Source organism: Aestuariivirga sp. (genome assembly GCF_037139295.1).
In the GTDB taxonomy this organism is placed as follows: Bacteria; Pseudomonadota; Alphaproteobacteria; order Rhizobiales; family Aestuariivirgaceae; genus Aestuariivirga.
In genome coordinates this window covers 22981-48883 of record NZ_JBAXGR010000011.1, presented here as the reverse complement: position 1 = coordinate 48883, position 25903 = coordinate 22981, and the positions used below count along the sequence as shown (strand labels likewise).

At 63.9% G+C, this 25903-nt stretch carries 27 protein-coding genes and 1 tRNA gene; 20 read left to right on the top strand and 8 right to left on the bottom strand.

Annotated features, from left to right (window positions below; genetic code table 11):
- The first annotated feature begins 87 nt into the window (after positions 1-87).
- The 7 genes from WCJ41_RS05555 to WCJ41_RS05525 all read left to right on the top strand — a co-directional run bounded on the left by WCJ41_RS05555 (position 88) and on the right by WCJ41_RS05525 (position 6042).
- Complete coding sequence (locus tag WCJ41_RS05555) at positions 88-603, top strand: flavin reductase family protein (RefSeq protein ID WP_336904845.1); 516 nt, start codon at positions 88-90, stop codon at positions 601-603.
- 3 nt (positions 604-606) lie between these two features.
- Positions 607-2073, top strand: coding sequence for a 4-hydroxyphenylacetate 3-hydroxylase family protein (locus WCJ41_RS05550; protein WP_336904844.1), 1467 nt, complete (start codon positions 607-609; stop codon positions 2071-2073).
- Positions 2074-2104: 31 nt separating this feature from the next.
- The gene (locus WCJ41_RS05545) at positions 2105-2521 is read left to right on the top strand and encodes a RidA family protein (RefSeq protein ID WP_336904843.1); all 417 of its coding nucleotides are present in this window, start codon (positions 2105-2107) and stop codon (positions 2519-2521) included.
- A gap of 10 nt (positions 2522-2531) precedes the next feature.
- Complete coding sequence (locus WCJ41_RS05540) at positions 2532-3680, top strand: SRPBCC family protein (protein ID WP_336904842.1); 1149 nt, start codon at positions 2532-2534, stop codon at positions 3678-3680.
- Positions 3680-4789 (top strand): class II histone deacetylase, encoded by a 1110-nt coding sequence (locus WCJ41_RS05535; protein ID WP_336904841.1) that lies wholly within the window; start codon positions 3680-3682, stop codon positions 4787-4789. The genes WCJ41_RS05540 and WCJ41_RS05535 overlap by 1 nt, the downstream gene beginning before the upstream one ends.
- Before the next feature lie 15 nt (positions 4790-4804).
- Positions 4805-5482, top strand: coding sequence for a DUF1028 domain-containing protein (locus WCJ41_RS05530; RefSeq protein WP_336904840.1), 678 nt, complete (start codon positions 4805-4807; stop codon positions 5480-5482).
- 197 nt (positions 5483-5679) lie between these two features.
- On the top strand, positions 5680-6042 hold the full coding sequence (locus WCJ41_RS05525) for a GFA family protein (protein WP_336904839.1): 363 nt from the start codon (positions 5680-5682) through the stop codon (positions 6040-6042).
- A 113-nt stretch (positions 6043-6155) separates the two neighbouring features.
- Here the strand turns inward: WCJ41_RS05525 and argE are convergent, their stop codons facing one another.
- From argE to WCJ41_RS05510, 3 genes are all read right to left on the bottom strand, one after another.
- A complete protein-coding gene (gene argE, locus WCJ41_RS05520) occupies positions 6156-7307 on the bottom strand; it encodes an acetylornithine deacetylase (RefSeq protein ID WP_336904838.1) in 1152 nt (383 codons plus the stop codon).
- A gap of 240 nt (positions 7308-7547) precedes the next feature.
- Positions 7548-8483, bottom strand: coding sequence for an SMP-30/gluconolactonase/LRE family protein (locus tag WCJ41_RS05515; RefSeq protein WP_336904837.1), 936 nt, complete (start codon positions 8481-8483; stop codon positions 7548-7550).
- A 9-nt stretch (positions 8484-8492) separates the two neighbouring features.
- Positions 8493-9692 (bottom strand): amidohydrolase family protein, encoded by a 1200-nt coding sequence (locus WCJ41_RS05510; RefSeq protein ID WP_336904836.1) that lies wholly within the window; start codon positions 9690-9692, stop codon positions 8493-8495.
- 93 nt (positions 9693-9785) lie between these two features.
- Between WCJ41_RS05510 and WCJ41_RS05505 the strand changes: the two genes are divergently transcribed.
- The 3 genes from WCJ41_RS05505 (at position 9786) to WCJ41_RS05495 (ending at position 11792) form a co-directional block, all read left to right on the top strand.
- The gene (locus WCJ41_RS05505) at positions 9786-10322 is read left to right on the top strand and encodes a HutD family protein (RefSeq protein ID WP_336904835.1); all 537 of its coding nucleotides are present in this window, start codon (positions 9786-9788) and stop codon (positions 10320-10322) included.
- Between the two features lie 56 nt (positions 10323-10378).
- Entirely contained in the window at positions 10379-10813 is a 435-nt protein-coding gene (locus WCJ41_RS05500) for an OsmC family protein (RefSeq protein ID WP_336904834.1), read from the top strand.
- A 388-nt stretch (positions 10814-11201) separates the two neighbouring features.
- Entirely contained in the window at positions 11202-11792 is a 591-nt protein-coding gene (locus WCJ41_RS05495; protein WP_336904833.1) for an HdeD family acid-resistance protein, read from the top strand.
- 53 nt (positions 11793-11845) lie between these two features.
- On the opposite strand, the gene WCJ41_RS05490 is transcribed toward WCJ41_RS05495, so the two are convergent.
- The 4 genes from WCJ41_RS05490 to gph all read right to left on the bottom strand — a co-directional run bounded on the left by WCJ41_RS05490 (position 11846) and on the right by gph (position 13706).
- Entirely contained in the window at positions 11846-12481 is a 636-nt protein-coding gene (locus tag WCJ41_RS05490) for an FMN-binding negative transcriptional regulator (RefSeq protein ID WP_336904832.1), read from the bottom strand.
- 90 nt (positions 12482-12571) lie between these two features.
- On the bottom strand, positions 12572-12808 hold the full coding sequence (locus WCJ41_RS05485) for a hypothetical protein (protein ID WP_336904831.1): 237 nt from the start codon (positions 12806-12808) through the stop codon (positions 12572-12574).
- An 89-nt stretch (positions 12809-12897) separates the two neighbouring features.
- Positions 12898-12973, bottom strand: a tRNA-Val gene (locus WCJ41_RS05480).
- Positions 12974-13031: 58 nt separating this feature from the next.
- Entirely contained in the window at positions 13032-13706 is a 675-nt protein-coding gene (gene gph, locus WCJ41_RS05475) for a phosphoglycolate phosphatase (RefSeq protein WP_336904830.1), read from the bottom strand.
- A gap of 80 nt (positions 13707-13786) precedes the next feature.
- On the opposite strand from gph, the gene WCJ41_RS05470 reads away from it, so the two are divergent.
- The 5 genes from WCJ41_RS05470 (at position 13787) to WCJ41_RS05450 (ending at position 18656) form a co-directional block, all read left to right on the top strand.
- On the top strand, positions 13787-15262 hold the full coding sequence (locus WCJ41_RS05470) for an NAD-dependent succinate-semialdehyde dehydrogenase (protein ID WP_336904829.1): 1476 nt from the start codon (positions 13787-13789) through the stop codon (positions 15260-15262).
- Positions 15259-15954 carry a ribose-5-phosphate isomerase RpiA gene (rpiA, locus tag WCJ41_RS05465; RefSeq protein ID WP_336904828.1) on the top strand — a complete coding sequence of 232 codons (696 nt, stop codon included), beginning with the start codon at positions 15259-15261 and terminating at the stop codon, positions 15952-15954. Before WCJ41_RS05470 ends, rpiA begins: the two co-directional genes overlap by 4 nt.
- Positions 15951-17312, top strand: a complete 1362-nt coding sequence (gene gor / locus WCJ41_RS05460; protein ID WP_336904827.1) for a glutathione-disulfide reductase — start codon at positions 15951-15953, stop codon at positions 17310-17312. The genes rpiA and gor overlap by 4 nt, the downstream gene beginning before the upstream one ends.
- 67 nt (positions 17313-17379) lie before the next feature.
- Positions 17380-17889: an RNA polymerase sigma factor gene (locus tag WCJ41_RS05455; protein WP_336904826.1), complete on the top strand. Its 510-nt coding sequence runs from the start codon at positions 17380-17382 to the stop codon at positions 17887-17889.
- Entirely contained in the window at positions 17886-18656 is a 771-nt protein-coding gene (locus tag WCJ41_RS05450; RefSeq protein WP_336904825.1) for an anti-sigma factor, read from the top strand. The genes WCJ41_RS05455 and WCJ41_RS05450 overlap by 4 nt, the downstream gene beginning before the upstream one ends.
- Positions 18657-18814: 158 nt before the next feature.
- Here WCJ41_RS05450 and WCJ41_RS05445 read toward each other — a convergent pair whose 3' ends face one another.
- A complete protein-coding gene (locus tag WCJ41_RS05445) occupies positions 18815-19414 on the bottom strand; it encodes an urea carboxylase-associated family protein (RefSeq protein ID WP_336904824.1) in 600 nt (199 codons plus the stop codon).
- Between the two features lie 35 nt (positions 19415-19449).
- On the opposite strand from WCJ41_RS05445, the gene speB reads away from it, so the two are divergent.
- From speB to WCJ41_RS05420, 5 genes are all read left to right on the top strand, one after another.
- Positions 19450-20406 carry an agmatinase gene (speB, locus tag WCJ41_RS05440; protein ID WP_336904823.1) on the top strand — a complete coding sequence of 319 codons (957 nt, stop codon included), beginning with the start codon at positions 19450-19452 and terminating at the stop codon, positions 20404-20406.
- 125 nt (positions 20407-20531) lie between these two features.
- On the top strand, positions 20532-23459 hold the full coding sequence (gene ileS, locus WCJ41_RS05435; RefSeq protein ID WP_336904822.1) for an isoleucine--tRNA ligase: 2928 nt from the start codon (positions 20532-20534) through the stop codon (positions 23457-23459).
- Positions 23459-23959 carry a signal peptidase II gene (gene lspA / locus WCJ41_RS05430; RefSeq protein ID WP_336904821.1) on the top strand — a complete coding sequence of 167 codons (501 nt, stop codon included), beginning with the start codon at positions 23459-23461 and terminating at the stop codon, positions 23957-23959. The genes ileS and lspA overlap by 1 nt, the downstream gene beginning before the upstream one ends.
- A gap of 42 nt (positions 23960-24001) precedes the next feature.
- On the top strand, positions 24002-24502 hold the full coding sequence (locus WCJ41_RS05425) for a hypothetical protein (RefSeq protein ID WP_336904820.1): 501 nt from the start codon (positions 24002-24004) through the stop codon (positions 24500-24502).
- A 53-nt stretch (positions 24503-24555) separates the two neighbouring features.
- A complete protein-coding gene (locus WCJ41_RS05420; RefSeq protein ID WP_336904819.1) occupies positions 24556-25899 on the top strand; it encodes a pitrilysin family protein in 1344 nt (447 codons plus the stop codon).
- The last annotated feature ends 4 nt before the right edge of the window (positions 25900-25903 follow it).

The following is a 25903-nucleotide window of genomic DNA, read 5'->3' as shown; positions in this document are numbered from 1 at the left end:
ATCCTATTCAACGGCCCGATATAATCTATTTTTCCGATGTCACGCCCCATGTCAAGTTTTTGCCATCTGAACGGAGGGAACGGGCAGATGAACGCGATGGCAAAGCCGCCCGTACGGGTGGAGGATTTTCTGGCCGCTATGGGACTGGCCGCCACCGGCGTCTCGGTGGTGACGACCGACGGCCCCGCCGGCCGCTTCGGCCTCACGGTGAGTGCGGTGTCCTCGGTCTCGGCCGAGCCGCCGCTGGTCCTCGTCTGCATCAACCGCAAGAGCCCCGCCATGGCGGCGGTGGAGGCAAACGGCGTCTTCGCCGTCAACCTGCTGTCCGCCGCCCACCGCGCCTATGCCGAAACCTTCTCTGGCCGCCCGCGCGAGGGCAGCCCCTTCGATTTTGCCAACCATGACTGGCGCGACGGCGAGACCGGCCTGCCGCTGGTCACCGATGCCACCGCCATCTTCGAATGCGAAACGCATGACCGGCTCGATGCCGGCACGCACCGCATCTTCATCGGCCGCGTCGTCGCCGCGCACTCCGGTGCCGCCGACCCGCTGGTCTATTGCAACCGCGCCTTCCGGCGCATCGTCACTCACGAAGGACTCTGAACCATGATCAGGACTGGCGAACAATTCCGTGACTCGCTGCGCGACGGCCGCGAAGTGTGGATGAATGGCGAGCGCATCAAGGACGTGACGCGCCATCCGGCCTTCAAGCCTTTGGTCGACATCCGTGCCCGCATCTACGACATGCAGCACGAGGAGAAGACGAAGGAGATCATGACCTATGAGGAGAACGGCGAGCGTTTTCCCATCGGGCTCCGCCTTCCCTTCGAGAAGAAGGACTGGGACGACAAGCGCCTCGCGGTCGATACCGTGATGAATGACATCGGCGGCGTGGTCACCCGCGTGGGTGACGAGACCATCGGCGAGATGTGGTCGCTGTGGGACGGCAAGGACATCCTGAACGAGATCGACCCGCGCTTCGCCGAGAACATCGAGCGCCACATCCACCTCGTCATCAAGAACGACCCGTTCCACGTCTCCGCCAACACCGACCCCAAGGGCGACCGCTCCAAGCGCCCGCAGGACCAGGACCCGGACATGCTCGTCCACGTGGTGAAGGAAACCGACGCCGGCATCGTCATCCGCGGTGCGAAGTATGAAACCGCCGCGGCCTATTCCAACCAGGCCTTCCTCAAGCCGACGATTGCCAACTGGGGCGACTCCAAGCTCTCGGAATATGCGCTGGGCTGCATCGTCAAGATGGATGCACCGGGTGTCAAACATATCTGCCGCACCGGCTTCACGGGGCGCGCGCCTGAGCGTGACTATCCCCTGTCGAACAAGTTCGACGAGGTCGATACGCTGATGATCCTCGACAATGTGCTGATCCCCTGGGAGGACATCCTCTTCTACCAGCACACGCGCGCCGCCGCCTTCATCCGCCAGACGCTGCACCGCTATTCGGCCTTCCCCTTCGTGCAGCGCACACTCAGCTATGCAGACCTCATCATCGGGGCGGCCCTGTGGAACGCACGGCAGACCGGCCTCGACAAGCAGCAGGCGGTGCAGGAGAAGCTGGCCGAGCTCGCCATCTGGCGCGAAGGCATCAACGCGCACTTGACGGCCTCGATCGCCATGGGTGAACGCAGCCCCAATGGCCTCCTGATGCCCAACCAGTCGCTGCTGTTCACCGGCCGCTGCCACGCGCTCAACAACCTGCCGCGCATGATGCACATCGCGCGCGAACTCTGCGGCGGCCAGATCTGCGTGACGCCCGACTCGGCCGTGTTCGACCACCCGGAAACCAAGAAGTGGATGGACAAATACTATACGGTGAACGACGAGTGGCAGGCCGAGGACCGCCGCAAGCTGCTGGCGCTGGCGCGTGATGCGCTGAACTCGGACTATGCCGGCCACCGCCTCACCTTCCAGCTCTTCGCCCAGTCCGCACCCTTCGCCCAGTCAGCCGCCGTCTACCGCACCTTCGACTGGAACCACGCGCTGAAATTCGCCCAGAAGGCGGGCGGACTTTCCGATAACATCTGGGGTGTCACCAAGCAGGCCGCAGAGTAATCTCAGGCTCCAGAATCACGAGGAACCAAAAATGACCGCCCACAAGCGCATCCGCCCCTTCAACACCAGGGACACCTACCCCGAGCAGAAGCTCGACAATGACCTCTGCCAGGGCGTCGTGGCGCGCGGAGCCACGGTGTTCCTGCGCGGCCAGGTCTCCCAGGACCTCGACACGCGCGAGTCGCTGCACGTGGGCGATGCCTCGGCACAGACGGCCAAGACCATGGCCAATATCAAGATGCTGATGGAGGAGGCGGGCGGCAACATGGACCATATCTGCCGCATCGTCGTCTACCTGACCGACATCCGCTACAGGCAGGACGTTTATCGCGAGATGGGCAAATGGCTGAAGGGCGTGTTCCCGTGCTCCACCGGCCTTGTCATCACCGCGCTGGCAAGGCCGGAGTGGCTCGTCGAGATCGAAGTGACCGCCGTCATCCCGGAATAGGAGATCAGGCATGGTCCAGCCACCCGACGTAAAGCGCGCGCTCAAGACGCTGGCCACGGTGGCGGCCACGCCATTCTCCCAGGCGGACACCATTCCGCCGATCCTCTATTCCTCGGAGGAAGTGCACCACCTGGAGAAGGAACGCATCTTCGCCAGGGAATGGGTGTGCCCCGGCCTCGCGGCGGACCTTCCCAACCCCGGCGACTACATCACCTTCTCCATCAACGACCAGCCGGTGCTGACGCTCCGCGGCGAGGATGGCGTGGTGCGCAGCTTCTCAAACGTCTGCCTGCACCGCATGATGCCGCTCGTCGAAGGCCGCGGCTCCTGCGGGCGCAAGCTCGTCTGCCCTTATCACGCATGGACCTATGACTCGCAGGGCAAGGTCATAGGTGCCGGCCACATGGGCGGCCGCGATCCAACCTTCGACAAGAAGCAGTATCGCCTGCCGGAAATCCGCACCGAGATATGGGAAGGCTGGGTCTACGTCACGCTCAATCCCGATGCGCCATCGGTCGCCAGCCTGCTGGCGCCGCTGCTGCCTGTGGTGGCGAACTACGGCATGGAAGGCTACATTCCGGTCATCCATCAGGACCACACCTGGGCCACCAACTGGAAGCTCCTCAACGAGAACTTCATGGAAGGCTATCACCTGCCCGTGGCGCACAAGGCGACGGTGGGTGCGTGGTTCCCCGTGGAGGACACTGTGTTCCCTGAGGCCGTGCATGACGCCTTCACCTACCAGACCTTCACCAAGGACGAGAATGCCCGCTATGGCCGCGCGCATCCCTCCAACACCAGGCTCAAGGGCAGTGAGCGCTTCACCTCCATCCTGCCCACCATCTTCCCCACCCACATGTATGTGCTCGCACCCGATCACCTCTGGTACCTGTCGCTCAGGCCGGAGGGCACGGGCCATGTCCACCTGCGCTTCGGCATCGCGCTGGCGCCGGAGGTGCACGAGGCGCTGGGCGATGGACGCGATGCCTGGGTGAAGGAGTTGGCGGACTTCTTCGACCGCGTGAATGCCGAGGACAAGTTCGTGGTTGAAGGCATCTACCAGGGATCGAAGGCACCCTACGCCACGCGCGGGCCGCTGAGCTGGCTCGAGCGCGAAATCCATGACTTTGCCCGCTACCTTGCAAAGAGGCTCTGCTGATGGCGCACCGCCGCACCGGCTTTTTCTTCGACGAGAAGTGTCTCTGGCACTTCGGCAAGCCCTTTGCGCTGTTCTTCCCCGTCGGTGGCTGGGTGCAGCCGCCCAATGCCTCAGGCTTCTGCGAAAGCCCTGACAGCAAGCGGCGGCTGAAGAGCCTGATGGATGTTTCGGGTCTCACCGACGTGCTGGACGTGCGCTCCGCACCGATGCTGGCGCGTGAGGACTTGGCTCGCGTCCACACCGCAGCCTATCTTGACCGCTTCGCCGACCTGAGTGCCAAGGACGGTGGTGACTTGGGCTTCGAGACGACCATCGGCCCGGGCGGCTATGACATCGCACGCGTTTCGGCCGGGCTCGCGGCGGAGGCGGTTGACGCGGTGCTGAAGGGTGAATTGCGCAATGCCTATTCGCTGTCGCGCCCGCCCGGCCATCACTGCCTGGCCGACAGCGGCATGGGCTTCTGCCTGCTCGCCAATGGTGCACTCGCCATCGAGCGGGCCATTGCGCTCCACAAGCTGTCGCGCGTCGCCGTCATCGACTGGGACGTGCACCACGGCAATGGCACCGAAGCGATCTTCTACGAGCGCCCTGACGTGCTCACCATCTCGCTTCACCAGGAGCGCTGCTTCCCGATCGAAACCGGTGCCGCGAAGGACCGCGGCCGGGGCAGGGGCGAGGGTTACAACATCAACGTGCCGCTGCTGCCCGGCGGCGGGCACCAGAGCTATGTTGATGCGATGGAGCTCATCGTGCTGCCGGCGCTGGAGCGCTATCGGCCGGAACTCATCATCGTCGCCTGCGGCTATGACGCGAGCGTCGTCGATCCGCTGGCCCGCATGATGGCCCACAGCGACACTTATCGCTATCTCATGCAGACGACGCTCGATGCGGCCAGTGACCTCTGCAATGGCCGCGTGGTGGTGATGCACGAGGGCGGCTATTCCGAAGCCTATGTGCCCTTCTGCGGCCATGCGCTGATCGAGGCGATGGCGGGCCATCGCACGGAGGTCGTCGATCCCAATCTCGATTACGCCCGGCAGCAGCAGCCGGGCGAGGACTTCCAGAAACTGCAGCGCCGCCTTCTCGAAGAGATGGCGAAGGAACTCTGACGGAGATTTGAACACATGACCTTTTCCATCGCCGGCCGCTGCGCCAAGTCGGGCGCCTTCGGCGTCGCCATCACCACCTCGTCGATTGCCGTGGGCGCGCGCTGTCCGCATGCGCGTTCGAAGGTAGGCGCCGTGGCCACCCAGAACGTCACCGACCCTAATCTGGGGCCCCTGCTGCTGGACTTCATGGAAAAGGGCCTGAGTGCCTCCGATGCCATCGCCGCCGTGATGAAGGACCGCCCCTTCATTGATTATCGCCAGCTGACGGCGGTGGACAATCAGGGCCGCTCCGCCACCTGGTCGGGCAAGCACATCCTCGGCACGCATGGCGTTTCGGAACAGCGTGACTGTGTGGCGGCGGGCAACCTGCTGAAACACGCAACCCTTCCCAACACCATGACGGATGCCTTTGCCGCCAATGCCGACCAGCACCTCGCCGAGCGACTGCTGCGCGCGCTCGAGGCGGGTCACAACTCGGGTGGTGAGGAGGGTCCGGTGCATTCGGCAGCCCTCATCGTCTATCACGAACAGGCCTTCCCGCTGGTCTCGCTGCGCGTTGACTGGGATGACGAGAACCCGATCAGGGTGCTCCGCCGGTTGTGGGAGGACTACAAGCCGCAGATGGGCGCCTATCTGCAGCGCGCGATCGATCCCACCCAGGCGCCGAGCTACGGCGTGCCGGGGGACCCGTAGGAAGCCGTCCCGGCCCCTTCCATTCATCATGGCCGGGCTTGACCCGGCCATCCTCTTTGTGGCGGGAGAAGGGGACACGCGGGTCAGGCCCGCGTGTGATGAACAGAGCATGCTTGTTGCGGCCGATGACATTGCCGTGAGCCTCTTCAAACCCGCTCGGACTTGCCTCATCTTTGTCTCATCAACAGGAGAGTGCGATGGCAAGGACCTACAAGGGCGGCTGCCTATGCGGTCACATACGGTTTGCGGCGGAAGGGCCGCCGCTCAGGCCGCACACCTGTTCCTGCACCATGTGCCAGCATCATTCCGGCGCATTGACGCTGCATTGGGTGGAGTTTCCGGCGGAGAAGGTTCAGTGGAGCGCGAAGCCTTCGGTCTGGCGTTCATCGGATTATTCGAGCCGCAGTTTCTGCCCCAAATGCGGCTCCACGCTTGGCGCCATTGACGACAAGCCGGTGGTGGCGCTGGTGCTCGGCAGCTTTGACTCTGCCAACCGCAAGGAACTGGCGCCGGAGCGTCACTCTTATGTCGGCAAGCAGCCGAAGTGGATGAAGGCGTGATTGCCAATCTCCACCCCGTTCATCATGCGCGGGCTTGACCCGCGCATCCGCTTCGTCGCCACCAAAGAGGATGACCGGGTCACGCCCGGCCATGATGAAGAGGGAGGAGAGGGCTAAGCCGAAAGCTTCTCCACCAGCCGTTCCAGCATCCGGTCGCACTGCGCCATCTGCGCTTCGCTCACGTGTTCGTCGGGCTTGTGCGCCACCGCGATGTTGCCGGGGCCGCAGACGACGGCGGGCGTGCCGAGTGCCTGCTGGAACAATCCGCCCTCGGTGCCGAAGGTGATCTTGCCGGTTGAATTGCCGCCGGTGAGTGCATGGACGAACTTCACCGCCTCGCTGTCGACCGGCGTGTTCATGGCGGGATAGCTTTGGAGGTCCATGAACTCGAAGCGCGCGTGCTCGAAGACGCCGCGATAACCTTCCGCGATCTTCTCTGCTGCGGCCTTGATGCGCGTCACGATGGCGTGCTGGTCGTCCTCGGGCAGGTAGCGGATCTCGAAATCGAAGCTGCAGCGGTTGGGCACGATGTTCATCACTTCGCCACCCTGCATCTTGCCAACGTGCAGCGTGGTGTAGGCCACCTCGTAGTCGCCATCGCGCACGCCGTTCTCGGCGATGTCCGTCTGGATGGCGCGGATCGCGCCGATGAGATCGGAAGCCATGTAGATGGCGTTGACGCCGATGGGTGCGAGGCTCGAATGCGCTTCAAGGCCATGCGCAGTCACGCGGAAGCCGAGCTTGCCCTTGTGCGCGGTGACGGCCTGCATCAGCGTCGGCTCGCCGACGATGCACAGGCGCGGCTTCACCGGCGCATCCTTCAGAATGTCGAGCAGGCGCCTGACGCCCACGCAGCCGATCTCCTCATCATAGGAGAAGGCGAGGTTGATCGGTGTGTGCAGCTTGCGCGACGACGCGATCTCGGCGGCGCGCAGGCAGCAGGCGATGAAGCCCTTCATGTCTGCCGTGCCGCGGCCGAAGTAGTTGCCGTTGCGCCTTTCCATCTTGAAGGGATCGGACGACCACGCCTGGCCCTCGACGGGGACCACGTCGGTGTGGCCGGAGAGCACGATTCCCGGCACGTCCTTCGGGCCGATGGTGGCCCAGAGGTTTGCCTTCCGGCCATCCTCATTGTGCACCAGCATTGTTTCGATGCCAAAGCCGCCAAGAAAATCGCGCACATAGGCGATGAGGTCGAGGTTCGAGTCCCGGCTGACGCTCGGGAATGCGATCAGTTTTTCAAGGTGTTCGAGAGAGGTTTTCATGGTGGCCCAATGTCGCGGCAGTTATCGCCGTTCCTGCCGGGAAATTTGACACATGTCAAAGCAGGCATGGGCAGGCTGGCTTATCCATCAGAGGCACGGTGGTTTCGGCCAGCGTGCTGGCGGGGTGGGTCTCCTGAGAAAGTTAGCTGTCGCTTCGTTCCCCCCTTTCCTGGGGTCCCCCCGCCTCCTCCCTTTGCCTGGGTCCCGCTTGCGGGACCCTTTTTCTTTGTAGAGTGGCCTTTAGGGCCACTGTGCTCCCACTCGCGCCGTCTCGATGGCATAGAGCGACGAGGTGGCGGTGATGAACATGCGCGACTTGCCGAAGCCGCCGAAGGTGAGGTTGGCGACCGTCTCCGGCACCAGGATGCGGCCGAGCCGCTCTCCGTCTTTGGTATAGCAGTGGATGCCGTCGCCGGCGGAAATCCACAGCAGGCCTTCGGTATCGACCCGCAAGCCATCCGGCACCTTGTTGTCGATGACGGCGACGACGCGGCTGTCCTTCAGCACCTTGTCATCCACCACCTTGAAGCCGCGCACGTGGCGGGGGCGGCCTTCCTCGAAGCCGAAGCCATCGCCGCGCGCATAGCCTGAGTCGGCGATATAGAGTTCCTGCTCGTCGGGCGAGAAGGCGAGGCCGTTCGGGCGGTCGAGGTCATCGGCCACCACGCTCAATTCGCCATTGGCTGGATCGAAGCGGTAGACATTGTTGTTGCCGATCTCGCTGTCGGCCTTGATGCCCTCGTGGTTCGAGATGATGCCGTAGGGGGGGTCGGTGAACCAGATGGTGCCGTCGGATTTCACCACCACGTCATTGGGCGAGTTCAGCCGCTTGCCGTTCCAGTGGCTGACGATCATCTCGTAGCGGCCGTCCAGATAGGTGCGGCTCACGCAGCGCCCGCCATGTTCACACGAGATCATGTTGCCCTCGCGGTCACGCGTGTGGCCGTTGGTGCGCTGCGACGGCTGGCGGAACACCGAGAGTCCGTTGATGGGCGACCAGCGCATCATGCGGTTGTTGGGAATGTCGGAGAAGCGCAGCTCGTTCAGCTCGGAAAACCACACCGGCCCTTCGGCCCAGATGAAGCCGGTGGCGAGCCTGGTGAGTGCGGCCCCCGCCGGGAAGAGGTCAAGGAACTTGTGGCTGTCGGGTGCAAGGCAGGCGGCGTGCTTGGTCATGATCGTGTCTCAGCCCTTGATGATGGTCGGAATGCGGGTGGCGGGCGGCGTGTTGCGGCTGCGCTGGCATTTGACCTGCCCGTCGATCACCACCATGCCGATGCCGGGAAGGTCGCCGAGCTCGATCGAGTGCAGCAGGTTTTCGCCCGCCGAATGCTGTGCCTTGTCCATGAACACGAAATCCGCCGCGCGGCCCACTTCGATGAGGCCGCAGTCGAGCTTGCGCATGCGTGCCGTGTTGCCGGTAGCAAGGCAGATGGCCTGTTCGGCGGGAAGTTCGCCCAGTGAGGACAGCATCGACACCATGCGCGCGATGCCGAGTGGCTGCACGCCAGAGCCCGCCGGCGCATCGGTGCCGAGGATGACGCGGTGCAGTTCCTTCATCTCACGCGCCAAACGCAGCGTATAGATTGCCGCGCGTTCATTGCCGTTGTGCACGATCTCCAGCCCGCGCTTGCAGCCCTCGCAGATGCAGCGGATCTGCTTGTCAGGCAGCGCCGTGTGCCCGCCGTTGATGTGGCCCACCACATCGGTGTCAGCATCGAGCACGACGTCGGCGTCGATGAGGCCCGAACCGGGGATGGAAGGTCCGCCGGTGTGGATGGTGCTCTGGATGCCATATTTCCGCGCCCACGCCACCATGCGCCGCGCGGTGGGTCCGTCCTTCACGCCGCCCAGGCCCACTTCGCCCAGGAGTGTCACACCCGCATCGGCGAGGTCCTTGAAATCCTGCTCCACCATCTCGGGTTCGATGCAGGGGGCACCCGCATGTACCTTGACACCCGACGGACGGAAGTTGGCGAATTGCCGCTGCGCAGAGATCGCCAATGCCTTGAGGCCGATGACATCACGCGGGCGGCCCGGCGTGTGCACTTCGCCTGCCGAGATCATGGTGGTGACGCCGCCATTGAGGTTGGAGTCGATCCAGCCGACCTGGTTCTGGCGCGGCGTCCAGTCGCCTGCCACCGGGTGCACGTGGCTGTCGATCAGCCCCGGCGTCAGTGCGGTGCCATTGGCATCGATGATGTGGGTTGCGTGGTCCTGGTCGACATCCTTGGCGCGGCCGATGGCGGTGATGCGGCCATTCTCGGCCACCACCGTGTCGGCATCGAGGATGGGGTTTTCGATAGCGCCTGACAGCAGCAGGCCGATGTTGCGGATCACCAGTTTCTGCGGACCGGTGGAACCGGCCGAAGCGTCATGCGCCATGTTGTCCTCCTGGCAAACGCGCTGCTTCTGGGGCAGCGTCAAGGTTGGCATACTGCGTCATGGAAGGATGCCTGTCGAGGGCAGGGGAGACACATGAAGATCATCCGCAAGTCCGATCTGGTCGAGGGGCGCTGGCGCAATGGCATGGGCGTGTCTTGGGACATCGCCTCCGACCCGCCGGGGGTGGACGACTTCGGCTGGCGCTTCGCCATCGCCCGCATCGATGCTGACGTGCCCTTCTCAAACTATCCGGATACCGACCGCATCTTCACCCTGATCGAGGGTAACGGACTCGACCTCGCATTCGAGGGCCACCGCAGCCTCGCCGTCCACCGCCGCTTCGTGCCGCATCCTTACCCGTGCGACGTGCCGACATTCTGCCACCTCCGCGAAGGCCCGTGCCGCGCGCTGAACCTGTTCACCAGGCGCGGCCGTTGGCGGGCTGCGCCCGATATCCTGTCGAGCGGGGCGGAGATCAGTCACACTGGCCCCATCCTGCTCTTTGCGTTGCAGGGAGCGGCGGATGTGAACGGCCACGCGATGGGCGAGGGCGATGCCGCCATTGCGGCGGACACCATCACGGCGGATACTGAGGGATTCCTCTACGTGGCGCGGTTGTTCGCCTTGTGATTGGCCTGCGCAATCTTTCCCGCTAGAAGGCCGCCAAAGAGATCGGAGACAGTTTCATGAAAGCGCGTGTTCAGTGGCTCGACGGCCGGGCCTTCGTCGGTGAATCAGGCTCGGGCCATGCCGTGGTGATGGATGGAGCGCCGGAGTCCGGTGGCCGCAATGTCGGCGTCCGCCCCATGGAAATGCTGCTGCTGGGCCTCGGCGGCTGCACCGCCTTCGACATCGTGATGATCCTCGAACGCATGCGTGAGAAGGTGACGGGCCTCGACATCGCGCTCGAAGCCGAGCGCGCTGGCGAAGACCCCAAGGTCTTCACGTACGTCAAACTCATCTACAAGGTCACCGGTCGCAGCCTGAAGCCGGCCAATGTCGAGCGCGCGGTGAACCTCTCGGCGGAGAAGTACTGCTCGGCGTCGGCCATGTTCGGAAAGACGGCCATGATCGAGCACAGCTTCGAGATCATCGAGGATGGGGCCGCCGCCACGGCTTGATCGGCAATTTCCTGCTCCAGGGGTTGCGCATTGGAATGGGCTGCAACTGTGGCGATTGTCTTGGCTCTGGCCCGCCCGATGTCCCCGGCATCCGGCGGGGGCGGGGCCTTCGCAAAATGCATGGCCGACCCAGGGACAGGCTGATAAGCTCTTGAAAACGTGGGGTCAGCGCCTGTGGAGACGCTTAACCATGCCCCCGCTGCCGCTGGCATCGGCCAGCCAAATCAGCCTATCATTCGCCCGATGCCGGGCCGCTGTCTGGCAGCTTCTTCGCAGAAACTTGCCCGCCCCGCGCCCTGCCGGCGCGCCGGCGGGCATTTTTGCTTTCTGGAAGTTGCGGAAATGAACTAATCTTCTCACGGGTTTAAACGTGGAGAAGGGACGACTCATGACCAATAACGTAACCAATGCGCGTGGCCTCGGGGCCGGCGCGCTGCTGCTGCATGGCCTTGCCAAGCACTGGTGGGTGCTGGCGCTTCGCGGCGTCGCTGCCATCGTGTTCGGCGTGCTGGCCTTTGCCTGGCCGGGCATCACCATCCTCAGCCTCGTCATGCTCTATGGCGCCTATGCGTTCGTAGATGGCGTGTTCTCGATCTTCGCTGCCATCGGCGGCGGCACCCCGGCACCGCGCTGGTGGCTGGCGGTTGTCGGCATCCTCGGCATTCTGGCGGGCCTCATCGCCTTTGCCAACCCGGTGCTGGTGGGTCTTTACCTCCTGTGGTTCATCGGCGCCTGGGCGATCGTCAGCGGCGTCATGGAAATCATCGGCGCCATCCGTCTCCGCAAGGAGATCGACAATGAATGGTGGCTGATCCTGCACGGCCTGATCTCGGTGCTGTTCGGCATCTTCCTGTTTGCCGAACCGCTGACCAGCGCGCTCGCCCTCATTTGGGTGATCGGCGCCTATGCCGTTGCGGCAGGCGTGATCATGATCATGCTGGCGTTCAAGCTCAAGGGCCACAGCGGCCACGCGAAGTGATCTTCCAAGATCTGTTGCTGAATGGAGAGCGGCCCTCGGGCCGCTCTTCTTTTTTATGCCTCGTCGCGCGTGGGGATGAGTTCCGCCGCCGCCCGTTCCTCGGGCCGCTGGCTTGCCGCAAGGCCCTGCGCCACACCGCGCCGGTCGGCCTCCGAGCGGTTCTGGCTCATCTTCTTCTTGCCTTCGAGCCGGGCGATGGGCAGCCGCAGTCCGACGATGCCGCGAAGCTGTGATGCGATGTAATCGGCAGGCGCATCGCTCACCTCCCACGGACGAGCGCGCTCGCCCTCATGAAGCCGGGTGAGGCGCGTCACCACCGCCAGCAGGCGCTCGGAATCCTCAAAGAATTCCACCGGGCCGTGGGCCTGCACGGTCACGTAGTTCCACGTCGGCACCACCTTTCCGGTCTCCTGCTTGGTCTGATACCAGGAAGGCGTGATGTAGGCGTCAAGCCCCATGAACACCGCCACGGCCTCGCCGATCACCGGCAGGCGCCACTGCGGATTTGCGCGCGCGAGGTGCCCGTAAAGCGTTCCGAATTCGCCCTCGCTCTCGTCGAGCAGCAGCGGCAGTGGTGACACCTGCGGACCCTCCGCCGTCGCTGTCACCAGGTTGGCAAGGCGTGCGGCACGCACGCAAGCGAAGATGCTGTTGCGGTCATCGACTTTGAAGGCAGGCGGCATGTACATGTCGAAGTGTCCTCTTCTGTCCTGCCGCATCGCGCGGAAGCGCCATGGCGCACAGGTCCGGTTTTGCCTTTGCCGACCAGACCAGCGGGATCAGTGAACCGGGCGGCGCGCCAGCGAAAGGCCCACGCCCAACGCGATCATCGCCCAGCCGGATGACTGGCGCAGGCGCGAGATCAGCCCGGGCCGCGCCGCAGCACCCTGCCGGATGCGCCATGCGAGAACCACCGCCACCAGGTCTCCCAGCGTGTTGAGGACCACCGAGATGAAACCCAGCACTACGAACTGCAACGCCACGGAGCCCGCTGCCACATCGACGAACTGAGGCACGATTGCGATGGGTGGCTGCTGTTGCGCGGACGTCTCACGTCACGCGTGCGCCGTCACGGACCGTGTCAGATGTGGCTATGAGGGGAGGGTGGTGGGCGATACTGGACTCGAACCAGTGACCCCTGCGATGTGAACACAGTGCTCTACCAACTGAGCTAATCGCCCGTGCCTTTTAGGGTGAGCAGCGTATAGGCGGAAGGCTGCGACGAAGTCAAGGAGCGCTTCAGGCCTCGGCGAAAAGCTCCTGGATGGCGTCATAGGCCTCGTCGAAATGGGTGATCAGCCGGTCCGGGCCATAGTCCGCCACCGGGCGCGGGGTATAGCCGAAGGGCACCGCGATCACCGGCACGCCGGCGTTGCGGGCTGTCAGGATGTCGGTCTCGCTGTCGCCCACCATCAGGGCGCGCGGGCTGTCGAGATTGAGGCGGTTCACGGCCTCGTAGAAGGGCTTGGGGTCCGGCTTGGCGATGCCCAGCGTGTCAGGGCCCACCACGGAGCCGAAATATCTCGCGAGGTCGAGGGCGTCGAGCAGCTGCACCGACAGGCCTTCGAGCTTGTTGGTGCAGACGCCGAGCCCGAAGCCCTCGTCCTTCAGGCGCTCCAGCAGCCGGACGAGGCCGGGGAAGGGGGCGCTGCCATGGGCGATGTTGGCCGCATAGAAGTCGACGAAGCGCCGGTAATCGACCTCCACGTCATAGGCATCGGGCAGGCCTCCCGTTGCGGCAAGGCCGCGGGTGAGGAGTGCCCGGGCGCCATGGCCCACGAAGGCGCGGACTTCCGGCATTTCCAGCGGCCTGCGACCCATCTCGACCAGCACGAAATTGGTGGCCCGCATCAGGTCGGGTGCCGTGTCCACCAGGGTGCCGTCGAGGTCGAAAATCACCGCACGATCGGGCAAGACTGCCTCCATAAACTCGCATTTGGTTTCGGGCCGGACCCCGTGCTAAGAGGCCGCCACCCGAATGACAGGAGATCTCAATGGATATCCGCAAGACCCAGGCGCTGCGCGATTTACTGAAGGACAAGTCCCTTCTCAAGGACAAATGCTACATCGACGGCAAGTGGGTCTCTGGCTCCGCCACCATCGACGTCACCAACCCGGTTGACGAAAGCGTCATCGGCACGGTGCCGAAGCTGGGCGCTGCGGAAACCCGCGTGGCCATCGAGGCCGCACAGCGCGCACAGAAGGAATGGGCCAGGAAGACCGCCAAGGAACGCGCTGCCATCCTGCGCAAGTGGTTCAACCTCATGCTGGAGAACCAGGAAGACCTGGCCCAGATCATGACGGCCGAACAGGGCAAGCCGCTCGCCGAGTCGCGCGGTGAGATCGCCTATGGCGCCTCCTTCATCGAATTCTTCGCCGAAGAGGGCAAGCGCATCTATGGCGAGACCATTCCGTCTCCCTGGCCCGCCGCCCGCATGGTGGTGATCAAGCAGCCGGTTGGCGTCGTCGCCGCCATCACGCCGTGGAACTTTCCCAATGCCATGATCACCCGCAAGGCCGGCCCGGCACTTGCCGCCGGCTGCGCCTTCGTCTGCAAGCCCGCCAACGAGACGCCCTATTCGGCGCTCGCCCTGTGCGAGCTCGCCGAACGCGCCGGCATTCCGGCCGGCGTATTCTCGGTCTTGACCGGTGTCTCGCGCGAGATCGGTGCCGAGATGACCTCGAGCCCCATCGTCCGCGCGCTGACCTTTACGGGCTCGACGGAAGTTGGCCGCGTGCTCATGGCGCAGTGTGCGCCCACAATCAAGAAGGTGGGCCTCGAACTGGGCGGCAATGCTCCCTTCATCGTGTTCGACGATGCCGACCTCGATGCCGCCGTGCAGGGCGCCATGCTGTCGAAGTACCGCAACGCCGGCCAGACCTGCGTCTGCGCCAACCGCATGCTCGTGCAGGAAGGCGTCTATGATGCCTTCGCCGAGAAGCTCGCCGAGGCCGTGAAGAAGCTCAAGGTAGGCGACGGCACGGAGCAGGGTGTCACGACCGGCCCGCTCATCAACAAGGCAGCGATCGCCAAGGTGCAGGAGCACATCGACGACGCCGTCAAGAAGGGCGCCAAGATCATCGTCGGCGGCAAGTCGCTGGGTGGCAACTTCTTCGAGCCGACGCTGATCCGTGACGTGACGGCCGACATGGCAGTCGCGCGTGAGGAGACCTTCGGCCCCGTGGCCCCGCTCTTCAAGTTCAAGACCGAGGAGCAGGCGATCGAGATGGCGAATGCCACCGAGTTCGGCCTGGCCTGCTATTTCTATTCGCGTGACATCGGCCGCGTCTGGCGCGTGGCGGAAGGCCTCGAATACGGCATGGTCGGCATCAACGAGGGCATCATCTCGACGGCGGAAGCGCCGTTCGGCGGTGTCAAGGAATCAGGGCTCGGCCGCGAGGGTTCGCACCATGGCGTCGAGGAATATCTGGAAATGAAATACATGCTGATGGGTGGGCTCAACAAGTGACCGCAGACGAACAGAAGAAAGCCGCGGCCATTGCCGCACTCGAATATGTGAAGCCCGGCAACAAGGTCGGTCTCGGCACAGGCTCCTCCGCTAACCACTTCATCGAGGCCCTGGCCGAGAAGGTGCGCGGCGGGCTCGACGTCGAGTGCGTGGCCACCTCGCGTGCCAGCTTCCAGCTGGGCCAGAGCCTCGGCCTCAAGATGACAACGCTCGAGAAGCAGCCGCATCTCGACGTGACGGTTGATGGTGCCGATGAGTTCGACGACAAGTACCAGCTCATCAAGGGCGGCGGCGGTGCACTGCTGGTCGAAAAGATCGTCGCCACCTCGTCGCGCTACATGGTGGTGATCGCCGATCAGTCGAAGATGGTCAACGCGCTGGGCAAGTTCCCGCTGCCTGTCGAAGTCGTGCCCTTCGGCGTCAACGCCACCGCCTGGAAGATCGATCGCGCGCTGCGCATCTGTGATCTCAAGGGCAAGCAGGTGTTGCGCGTCAAGGATGGCAAGCCGTTCGTGACCGACAGCGGCAATGCCATCATCGACGTCACCATCGGCCACATTCCGGAGCCGCGCCGGCTCGACAGCCTGCTGAAGGCGATCCCCGGCGTCGTTGATCACGGCCTGTTCATCGACATCTGCGGCATCGTGCTGATGGGCACCGATGACGGCGTGAAGACGTTCCGCAAGGGATGACCGGCTTCGACTACGATCTCTTCGTCATTGGCGCGGGCTCCGGCGGGGTCCGCGCTGCACGCATTGCGGCCCGCTATGGTGCGCGGGTCGCGGTGGCCGAGGAGTATCGGGTCGGCGGCACCTGCGTGATCCGCGGCTGCGTGCCGAAGAAGCTCTTCGTCTATGCCTCGAAATTTGCCGAGGAGTTCGAGGATGCGGTGGGCTTCGGCTGGACCACCGACAAGGTCACCTTCGACTGGTCGACGCTGATCGAGAACAAGGATCGTGAGATCGACCGCCTCAACAAGGCCTATATCCGCAACCTCGAGGGGGCCGGCGCCGAGCTGATCCTCGAGCGCGCCACGGTGGAGGACGCCAACACGGTGCGCCTTGCCTCGGGCCGCAAGGTGACCGCGCGCTACATTCTCGTCGCCACCGGTGCCACGCCCTTCGTGCCGCGCCACCTTCCCGACCACGAGCTTGCCATCACGTCCAACGAAGCCTTTCATCTCGAACGATTGCCCTCGCGCATCGTCATCGTCGGCGGCGGCTACATCGCGGTGGAATTTGCCGGCATCTTCTCCGGCCTCGGCGTCGAGACCGTGCTGGTCTGTCGCGGCGAGCAGATCCTGCGCGGCTTCGACGACGACATCCGCAACCACCTCGCGGGAGAAATGAAGAAGAAGGGCATCGAGCTCCGCACAAAGGCCGATGTTTCGGCCATCGAGCGCTCGGGCACCGGCGTGCGCGTCACGCTGAATGATGGCACGGGCTTCGGCGCGGGGCAGATCATGTTCGCCACCGGCCGCATCCCCAATGTGATGGACCTCGGGCTCGACAAAGTGGGGGTAGAGCTGACGCCGCACTACGCCATCAAGGTCGACGAATACTCCCGCAGCAGCGTGCCCTCGATCTATGCGGTGGGCGATGTCACCAACCGCGCCAATCTCACCCCTGTCGCCATTCGCGAGGGGCATGCCTTCGCCGACACGGTGTTCGGTGGCAAGGACGTGAAGGTTGACCACTCCCTCATTCCCACCGCCGTCTTCTCGCAGCCCGAGATCGGCACCGTGGGCCTCACAGAAGCGCAGGCCCGCGAGCAGGTTCGCGCGGTCGACATCTACAAGACCAGCTTCCGCCCGATGAAGCACACGCTCTCGGGCCGTGACGAGCGCATGCTGATGAAGCTCGTTGTCGACGGCGAGACGGACCGCGTGCTGGGCTGCCACATCTGTGGCCCAGACGCCGGCGAAATGGCCCAGCTCTTAGGCATTTCGCTGCGCCTGGGCGCCAAGAAGTCCGACTTCGACGCCACCATGGCGGTGCACCCCACGGCGGCTGAAGAACTGGTGACGATGCGGGAGAAGTGGACGGGCTAGGCACGTCTCGCCAAGCTCATGGAATAACCCCCCTTTCCGGGCGTAATCTCCTGCAAAAGGGACATCCATGGACTTCCGCCGCCAGCTTTCAGCCGAACTGCCCGTGCTGCGCCGCTTTGCCCGGGCGCTGACAGGCGACCCGGCGCTTGCCGACGACCTGGTGCAGGACTGCCTTGAGCGGGCAATGCTGAAAAGCCACCTCTACGACGCCTCCCGCCCGTTGCGCGCCTGGCTCTTCACCATGCTGCGAAACCTTCACATCAGCGGGATCAGGCGCAGTGGCCGCGCCACCGTGGTGAAGACCGTGGATGACCTGGCGGACGGCGAAGGGGCGGTGCCGCCGGAGCAGGAGAACCGCCTGGCCGCCGGCTCCGTATCGGATGCGCTGAACCGTCTCTCGCCCCAGCATCGCGAAGTGATCGTGCTGGTCGGGCTGGAGGAGATGAGCTACCGCGACGTCTCCGAGATCTTGGGCGTGCCGGTCGGCACGATCATGTCGCGCCTGTCGCGGGCGCGGGAACAGATGCGGCAATTGCTCGAGGACCGCGGCTACACCGGCCTGAGGCGCGTGAAATGACCAACGAACACAACGATCACATGGAAGACTGGGCGCTCCACGCCTATGTCGACGGCGAACTCTCGGCGGAGCAGCGCGCCGAGGTGGAAGCCCTCATGGCGCGTGACCCGGAAGCCGCCCGCAAGGTGGCCGACTGGAAGCGCCAGCGCGAATTTCTGAAGACCGCGTTTGACGGCGTGTTGGACGAACCAGTGCCCCAGCAACTCGCCGCTGCGCTGCGCGAGCGCACCGCGCACCCGCGCATCTCGCCATGGCTCGCCATGGCAGCTGCCGTGCTGCTGCTCCTGTTCGGCGGACTGGGCGGCTGGTTTCTCAAGGGCGAGACGGCACCCGTCACGGTGGCCGACCTTGGCCAGCAGGCGCTCGAGGCACACTCTGTCTATGCCGTCGAGGTGCGTCACCCGGTGGAAGTGCCCGGCGCCGACAAGGACCATTTGCAGGCCTGGCTGTCGAAGCGCGTTGGCACCGCCTTCAAGGTGCCGGATCTGACGGAGCAGGGCTACACGCTGCTCGGCGGGCGGCTTCTCTCGGGCGATGAAGGTCCCGCCGCCCTGCTGATGTACGAGGACCAGAAGGGCCAGCGCGTCTCCGTCGTGCTCGCATCGCCCGGCACCGACATGGACACCGCCCTCAAGCTGCAGGAGAGCGGCAAGCTCATCGCCTGCGCCTGGCAGGACGGCAAGCTCGCCGTGGCGGTGGCCGGTGAAATGGCGCGCGACCCGATGATGGTGCTGTCCAAGGCGGTGTACGAGAAGCTGGAGGGGTGAGATCGTCCTCTCCCGCAAGGAGGTAGAGGAGGGGGCCCCGACGCAGTCGGGGTAGGTGAGGGGAAGTCAGCCGAAACGCCTCCTCGCGTCCCCCTCATCTCCCCGTTGCGTTCCGCAACGGGTCCCTTCTTCTCCCGCTGTAGATGCGGGAGAAGACATTACTGGTTCAGCACCTCGAAATGCGCCTCGACCGTCACGCCGTTGTTGATCGGCAGCATGTCCTGCGGGCAGGCGGAGAACACCACGATGGCGTCCATCTCGGCGCGGAACACAACATAGTCGCCGGGCTTGCACAGGCAGTTGCCCCACTCGAGGTCGCCACTGGGCTTCCACGGAATGTTCATGAACAGGTTGAGCGAGTCGGGCGTGTAGGGAATGTGGAAGCCCAACTCCGCCAGCCCCGCATGCATGTTGTCGCGGCAATTGTCGTGGTAGTGCGTGCAGCCCAGCAGGCCGTAACGCTCGTTGTCGCAGGGCGCGATCAGCGTGTCGTGCCGGCCGGGGCTCGCGTCCTTGGTCATGGTCAGGATCGGGCGGCGGCGGTTGGTGATCATCTTGTCGCCCTCGATGGGGAACAGCCTGGTCCAGAAGGCGCGGCAATGCTCCATGCCCAGGTACTCGCGCAGGTCGCCTGCGTTGAAGGCCCAGAAATCCACCACCTGGTTGCCATGGGTGTTGATCACTTTCACGGATTGCCCCTTGCTGAGGCGAACGGCCTTGCCGCGGCGGGCCGGAATGGTCTGTAGTGTGGTGGTCACGAGGTCGTCCTCCTGCATTTGGAAAGGTACCCATAATGAAGAAAGATCCGCGCTTCCAGCCCGTCGATGCCGCCACCACGCCCCGCTTTGCCGGAATCGCAACCTTCATGCGCACGCAGCGCCATGATGTGTCGCCTGACCTCGATATCGCGCTCGTCGGCGTGCCCTTCGACCTCGGCGTCAATTACCGCTCCGGCTCGCGCCAGGGGCCGGCCGCGGTGCGCGAGGCCTCCCGCCTCATCCGCCGCGTGCATAATGTCTCCGGCATCGCCCCCTATGACCTCTGCAACGTGGCCGACGTGGGCGATGCGCCGGTGAACCCCATCGACCTGTTGCGCTCGATCGACATGATCGAGGACTTCTTCGCAAAAATTCATGCCGCAGGCGCCTTGCCGCTCACCATCGGCGGCGACCACACCGTGCCGCTGCCGATCCTCCGCGCAGTGGCCAAGCACCGCCCGGTCGGCATCTTCCACATCGACAGCCATGCCGACACGCTGGACACGCTGGCCGATACCAGGATCAACCACGCAACCACCTTCCGCCGCGGCGTGGAGGAGGGGTTGATCGACCCGAAGCGCACCATCCAGATCGGGCTGCGCGGCTCACGCTTCTCGCCCGACGACATCAAGTGGGGCGAGGATGCGGGCTTCACCTGCATCACCTTCGAGGATTATGAGCGCATGGGCCGCGAGGCGGTCATCGGCAAGATCCACGACGTGCTGGGCAACGGCCCCACCTACATGACCATCGACATCGACGGCATCGACCCCGCCTGGGCGCCGGGTACCGGCGTTCCTGAAATTGGCGGCCTCACCCCGCGCGAGGTGCAGGTCATGGTCAGGAGCCTGCAGGGCAAGGACCTCGTCGGCGGCGACATCTGTGAAGTGGCCCCGTGCTTCGACCCGACCGGCATCACCGCGGTGACGGCGGCGAACCTCATGTGGGAAATGCTCTGCGTGCTGGCGGATTCGAGGGCGAAGCGGGGGTAGAACGTCGGGATATCCACCTCGCAACGCTGCGGCGGGCTAGAAGGGTCCGGCAGCCTTAGGCGCTTTATCCCCGCCCAAAACCTGCTAGAAGCCGCCCAAACCCTTGATTTGGACCTCCGAGCCCCATGTCCGACGACAAGCCGCAGAAGACCGACCGATACCGGGACACCGTGTTCCTGCCCAAGACCACCTTCGCCATGAAGGCGGGCCTGCCGCACCGCGAGCCTGAGCTTCTGAAGCGCTGGGCGGAAATCGACCTCTACAACACGCTCCGCCAGCAGTCGGCAGGGCGCCCCAAATACGTGCTGCATGACGGCCCGCCCTATGCCAACGGCCACCTGCACATCGGCCACGCGCTTAACAAGATCCTCAAGGACATCGTCACCCGCTCGCGCCAGATGCAGGGCTTCGATTCCAACTACGTGCCCGGTTGGGACTGCCACGGCCTTCCCATCGAGTGGAAGATCGAGGAGCAGTATCGCGAGAAGGGCAAGAACAAGGACGAAGTCCCCATCAACGACTTCCGCAAGGAATGCCGTGCCTTCGCCGCGCACTGGATCGACGTGCAGCGCGAGGAGTTCAAGCGGCTTGGCGTCACGGGCGACTGGGACAATCCCTACCTCACCATGAACTTCCGCGCCGAGGCGCTGATCGCCAACGAGTTGCTGAAGTTCGCCGAGTCCGGCCAGCTCTATCGTGGTTCCAAGCCCGTCATGTGGTCGGTGGTCGAGAAGACGGCCCTCGCGGAGGCCGAAGTCGAGTATCAGGACTACCAGTCCGACACGATCTTCGTGAAGTTTCCGATTCGGTATGTCGTACGCAACGGAGAGCGTCAGGAAATTCCAGATCAACTAAAGGGCGCTTCGGTACTCATCTGGACAACGACGCCTTGGACTATCCCCGGCAATCGAGCGATTTCGTTCTCATCCAAAATTGAATACTTCTTGATGGAGGTTGAGAAGGCTCCGGAAGGTAACTGGGCGAAGCCGGGTGACAAATTCTTGATCGCTGGCCGACTACAAGATGAAGTCGCAAAGGCAGCTAAGATTGAGAGCTGGCGAGACACCGGCTTTAAGGTTTCGGGCCTAGAAGGCTTGGTATGCAGTCATCCCCTGTCCCATCTGGGGTATGGGTTTGACGTGCCGTTGCTGGATGGCGACCACGTTACAGACGATACCGGTACCGGTTTCGTCCACACGGCGCCCAGTCACGGCGCTGATGACTACAATATATGGGTGGCGAATGAGGCCCACCTCAAGGACAAGGGCATCGCGACCACCATCCCCTTCACCGTCGATGCCGACGGCTATTACACCAAGGATGCTCCGGGCTTCACGGGCAAGCGCGTCATCACCGACAAGGGCGAGAAGGGCGACGCGAACGACGCGGTCATCCGTGCACTGAGCGATGCTGGCGCGCTAATCTCGCGCGGCCGTTTGAAGCACCAGTATCCGCATAGCTGGCGCTCGAAGAAGCCGATCATCTTCCGTAACACGCCGCAGTGGTTCATCTCCATGTCGAGCCATGGCCTGCGCGACGTGGCGCTGAAGGCCATCGACGAGACCAAGTTCTATCCGCCGGGCGGCCAGAACCGCCTGCGCGCCATGATCGAGCAGCGCCCTGACTGGGTCATTTCGCGCCAGCGCGCCTGGGGCGTGCCGATTGCCGTCTTCGTCAACCGCGAGACGGGTGAGATCCTCAACGACCCGAAGGTCAACCAGCGCATCGTGGATGCCTTCACGGAAGAGGGTGCAGACGCCTGGTTCGCCGAGGGTGCTGCCCAGCGCTTCCTCGGTAACGACCGCTCGATCCTCGAGTGGGAGCAGGTGCGCGACATTCTCGACGTGTGGTTCGATTCAGGCTCCACCCACGCCTTCGTGCTGGAGCAGCGCCCCGACCTCAAGTGGCCGGCCGACATCTATCTCGAAGGCTCCGACCAGCATCGCGGCTGGTTCCATTCCTCGCTCTTGGAAGCCTGCGGCACGCGCGGCCGCGCGCCCTATGACGCAGTGCTGACACACGGCTTCGTCGTCGCCGAGGACGGCCGCAAGATGTCGAAGTCGCTTGGCAACATCGTCACCCCGCAGGAAGTCATCAAGCAGTCGGGTGCCGACATCCTGCGTCTGTGGGTGGCTTCGGCGGACTATGCCGAAGACCTGCGCCTCGGGCCGGAAATCCTCAAGACCAACATCGAGGCCTATCGCAAGCTGCGCAACACCATGCGTTACATCCTCGGCGCGGTGGACGATCTGCAGGATTGGGAGTTCGTGCAGGCCAAGGACATGCCGGAACTTGACCGCTACATCCTGCATCGTCTGCACGAGCTGGAAGCCCAGGTGCGCCAGGCCTATGAGGTCTTCGACTACAAGCGTCTCTTCGCGCTGCTCACCAATTTCATGACGGTCGATCTCTCGGCCTTCTATTTCGACATCCGCAAGGACTCGCTCTATTGCGACGCCTGGTCGAACCTCAGGCGGCGCTCCTGCCGCACCGTGCTGGACCAGCTGTTCCACTGCCTCACCACCTGGTGGGCGCCGGTGCTGGCCTTCACCATGGACGAAGTCTGGCTGTCGCGCTTCCCCGGAGAGGGCTCCTCCGTCCACCTCATGCAGTTCGCCCGCTGCCCGGATGAATGGGCAGCACCGGAGCTTGCCGCCAAATGGGACAAGATCCGTGACGTCCGCTCGGTCGTCACCGGCGCGCTCGAAATCGAGCGCCAGGTAAAGAAGACCATCGGCTCGGCCCTTGAAGCTGCACCCGAAGTGTATGTTTCGAGTCCTGACCTGCTGGCGGCGCTCGACGGCGTCGACCTCGCCGAAATTTCCATCACCTCGGGCGCCAAGCTCATCGCGGGCGAAGGCCCGGCGGATGCGTTCCGGCTCGATACCGTGAAAGGCGTTGCAGTCGTCTTCAAACCAGCCGAAGGCCGGAAGTGTGCCCGCTCGTGGAAGATCACCCCGGAGGTTGGCAGCGACCCCGAATTCCCGGATATCACCCCGCGTGATGCCGAGGCGGTGCGTGAGTGGCAGGTCCGTTTCGAAAAGACCGTCTGATGAAGTGGAGACTCTGGGGTCCGCTCGCACCGCTGACGCTGGGTCTCGCCATCATCGTCTTCGGCCTCGACCAGTTGCACAAATACTGGATGCTGGATGTCTACGGCATCATCGAAAAAGCACCCGTCCGCATCACCAATTTCTTCGATCTGGTGATGGTCTGGAACACCGGCGTGTCCTACGGCCTGTTCTCTACCCACGTGCAGGAATGGCTGATCGCCCTCACGCTGGGCATCGCCCTCATGCTCTGGATCTGGGCCTGCGGAGCACGCCACGCCATGGCGGCGGCGGCGCTCGGAATGGTCATTGGTGGTGCCCTGGGCAATGCCTTCGACCGCCTTTTCCGGGGGGCGGTTGCTGACTTCTTTCTCTTTCATTATCAGAATTTTAGCTGGTACGTGTTCAACGTCGCCGACATCGCCATCGTTGCCGGTGTGGCGATGCTGATGTATGAATCCGTTGTAATGGGCGAGCGCGACAATCGCCGCGGAAAAGCCTGATTTCAGCGGCACTAGGTGGTCCGTCTAGACAAGGGTATTTCGATGAACCGTGCCTGTGTATCCGCGCTGCTATGCCTGACGGCGCTCAGCCTCGCAGGCTGCTCGAACTCGATGCGCGGTTACCTTGAAAAGGAAATGCCGAACGAAAGCCTGAACGCCCGGCAGGACCTCACCATGCCGCCGGACCTGCGCCTTCCGCCGCCCGGCACCACCACCGCGCCACCCGATCCGGGCGTTGGAAGTGCGCCCGCCGCTCAGACAGCTTCTCTCACCGCGCCGCCCACTGCGCCTGCTCCTGTCTACGCCGCACCCAAGACTGCGGCACCTGCCGTGAAAACCGCCGCTGTCACCACCCAGCCCGCTGACGGCAAGGACGCCATCTACACCAATGCCGGCATCTCGGTTTACAACCCTGACGGCACGCGCAAGACGGACCAGCAGCTGCGCGAGGAATTGCAGGCCTACTACATCAACCAGAAGAAGACCAAGAACCCGAACTACGGGACTTTCATGAACGTCGGCAACATCTTCAAGGACGAATAGCTTTCCTTCGGCTGCGCCCGTCGCGCCGCCCGCAACACCTCCCGAGGAGTTCCATGACACTTTTCAAGCGACTGACGCCTGTCGTTCTCGCCGTGCTGGCCATCGCTGGCCCTGCCCTGGCACTCGACATCAACGTCACCTCCTTCAAGCTCGACAATGGCATGCAGGTGGTGGTGATCCCCGATCATCGTGCGCCCGTCGTCACCCACATGGTCTGGTACAAGACAGGTGCCGCAGACGAAGAGCAGGGCAAGGCAGGAGTTGCGCATCTCCTCGAACACCTTATGTTCAAGGGCACGCCCAAGCATCCTGACGGCGCCTTCAGCCGCATCGTGCGCGCCAATGGCGGAGACGAGAACGCCTTCACCACGCAGGACTACACCGCCTATTACCAGAAGGTGATGAAGGACCGCCTGCCGCTGGTGATGGAACTCGAAGCCGACCGCATGCAGAACCTGGAGTTGACGGACGAGACGGTGCTGCCAGAGCGCTCGGTTGTGCTGGAGGAGCGCCGCCAGCGCACCGACAATGAGCCGGGCGGTCTGCTCAACGAGCAGATGGATGCCGCCATGTACACAGCCCACCCCTATGGCAAGCCGGTGATCGGCTGGATGAGCCAAGTCTCGAAGCTGACCCGCCAGGATGCGATGGACTTCTATGCCGCGCATTACGAGCCGGAGAACGCCATCCTCATTGTGGCGGGCGACGTGACGCCGGAAGAGGTGAAGACGCTCGCTGAACGCTATTACGGCCCCCTCAAGAACAAGCGCCCGACGCAGGAACGCGTGCGCGCCGAGGAACCGCAACCCAATGCCGAGCGCCGCATCACCATGTCGGACCAGCGGGTCAGTTCGCCCAACTGGCAGCGCCAGTACCTCACCCCGTCAGCCCGGCAGTTGCCGCAGCGCGAGGAACTGGCCATGTCGCTTCTCGCCGAGATCGTCGGCGGCAGCAGCCAGAGCCGCTTTTACCAGACGCTCAATCTCGACAAGAAGCTCGCCGCCTCTTCCGGCGCGTGGTTCGATTCAGACCAGCTCGACTACGGCACTTTCGGAGTATATGCCTCGCCCAACCCCGGTGTGACCATCGACCAGGTCGAAATGGAAGTCGACGCGATCATCGCCGACGTGGTCGCCAAAGGCGTCACCCAGGAGGAGCTCGACCGCAGCCGCAACAGCATGATCGCCAGCGCCGTCTATCTGCTCGACTCGCAGGACAAACTGGCGCGCATGTTCGGTGTCTCGCTCGCCACGGGCCAGACCATCGATGACGTGCTGAACTGGGACAGGGACCTTGGCACGGTTACCGTCGATGACATCAACAAGGCGGCCCGCACCATCCTGGACCGCAAGGCCTCCGTGACCGGCGTTCTGCTGCCGGAGGAGAAGAGCCAGTGAGAGC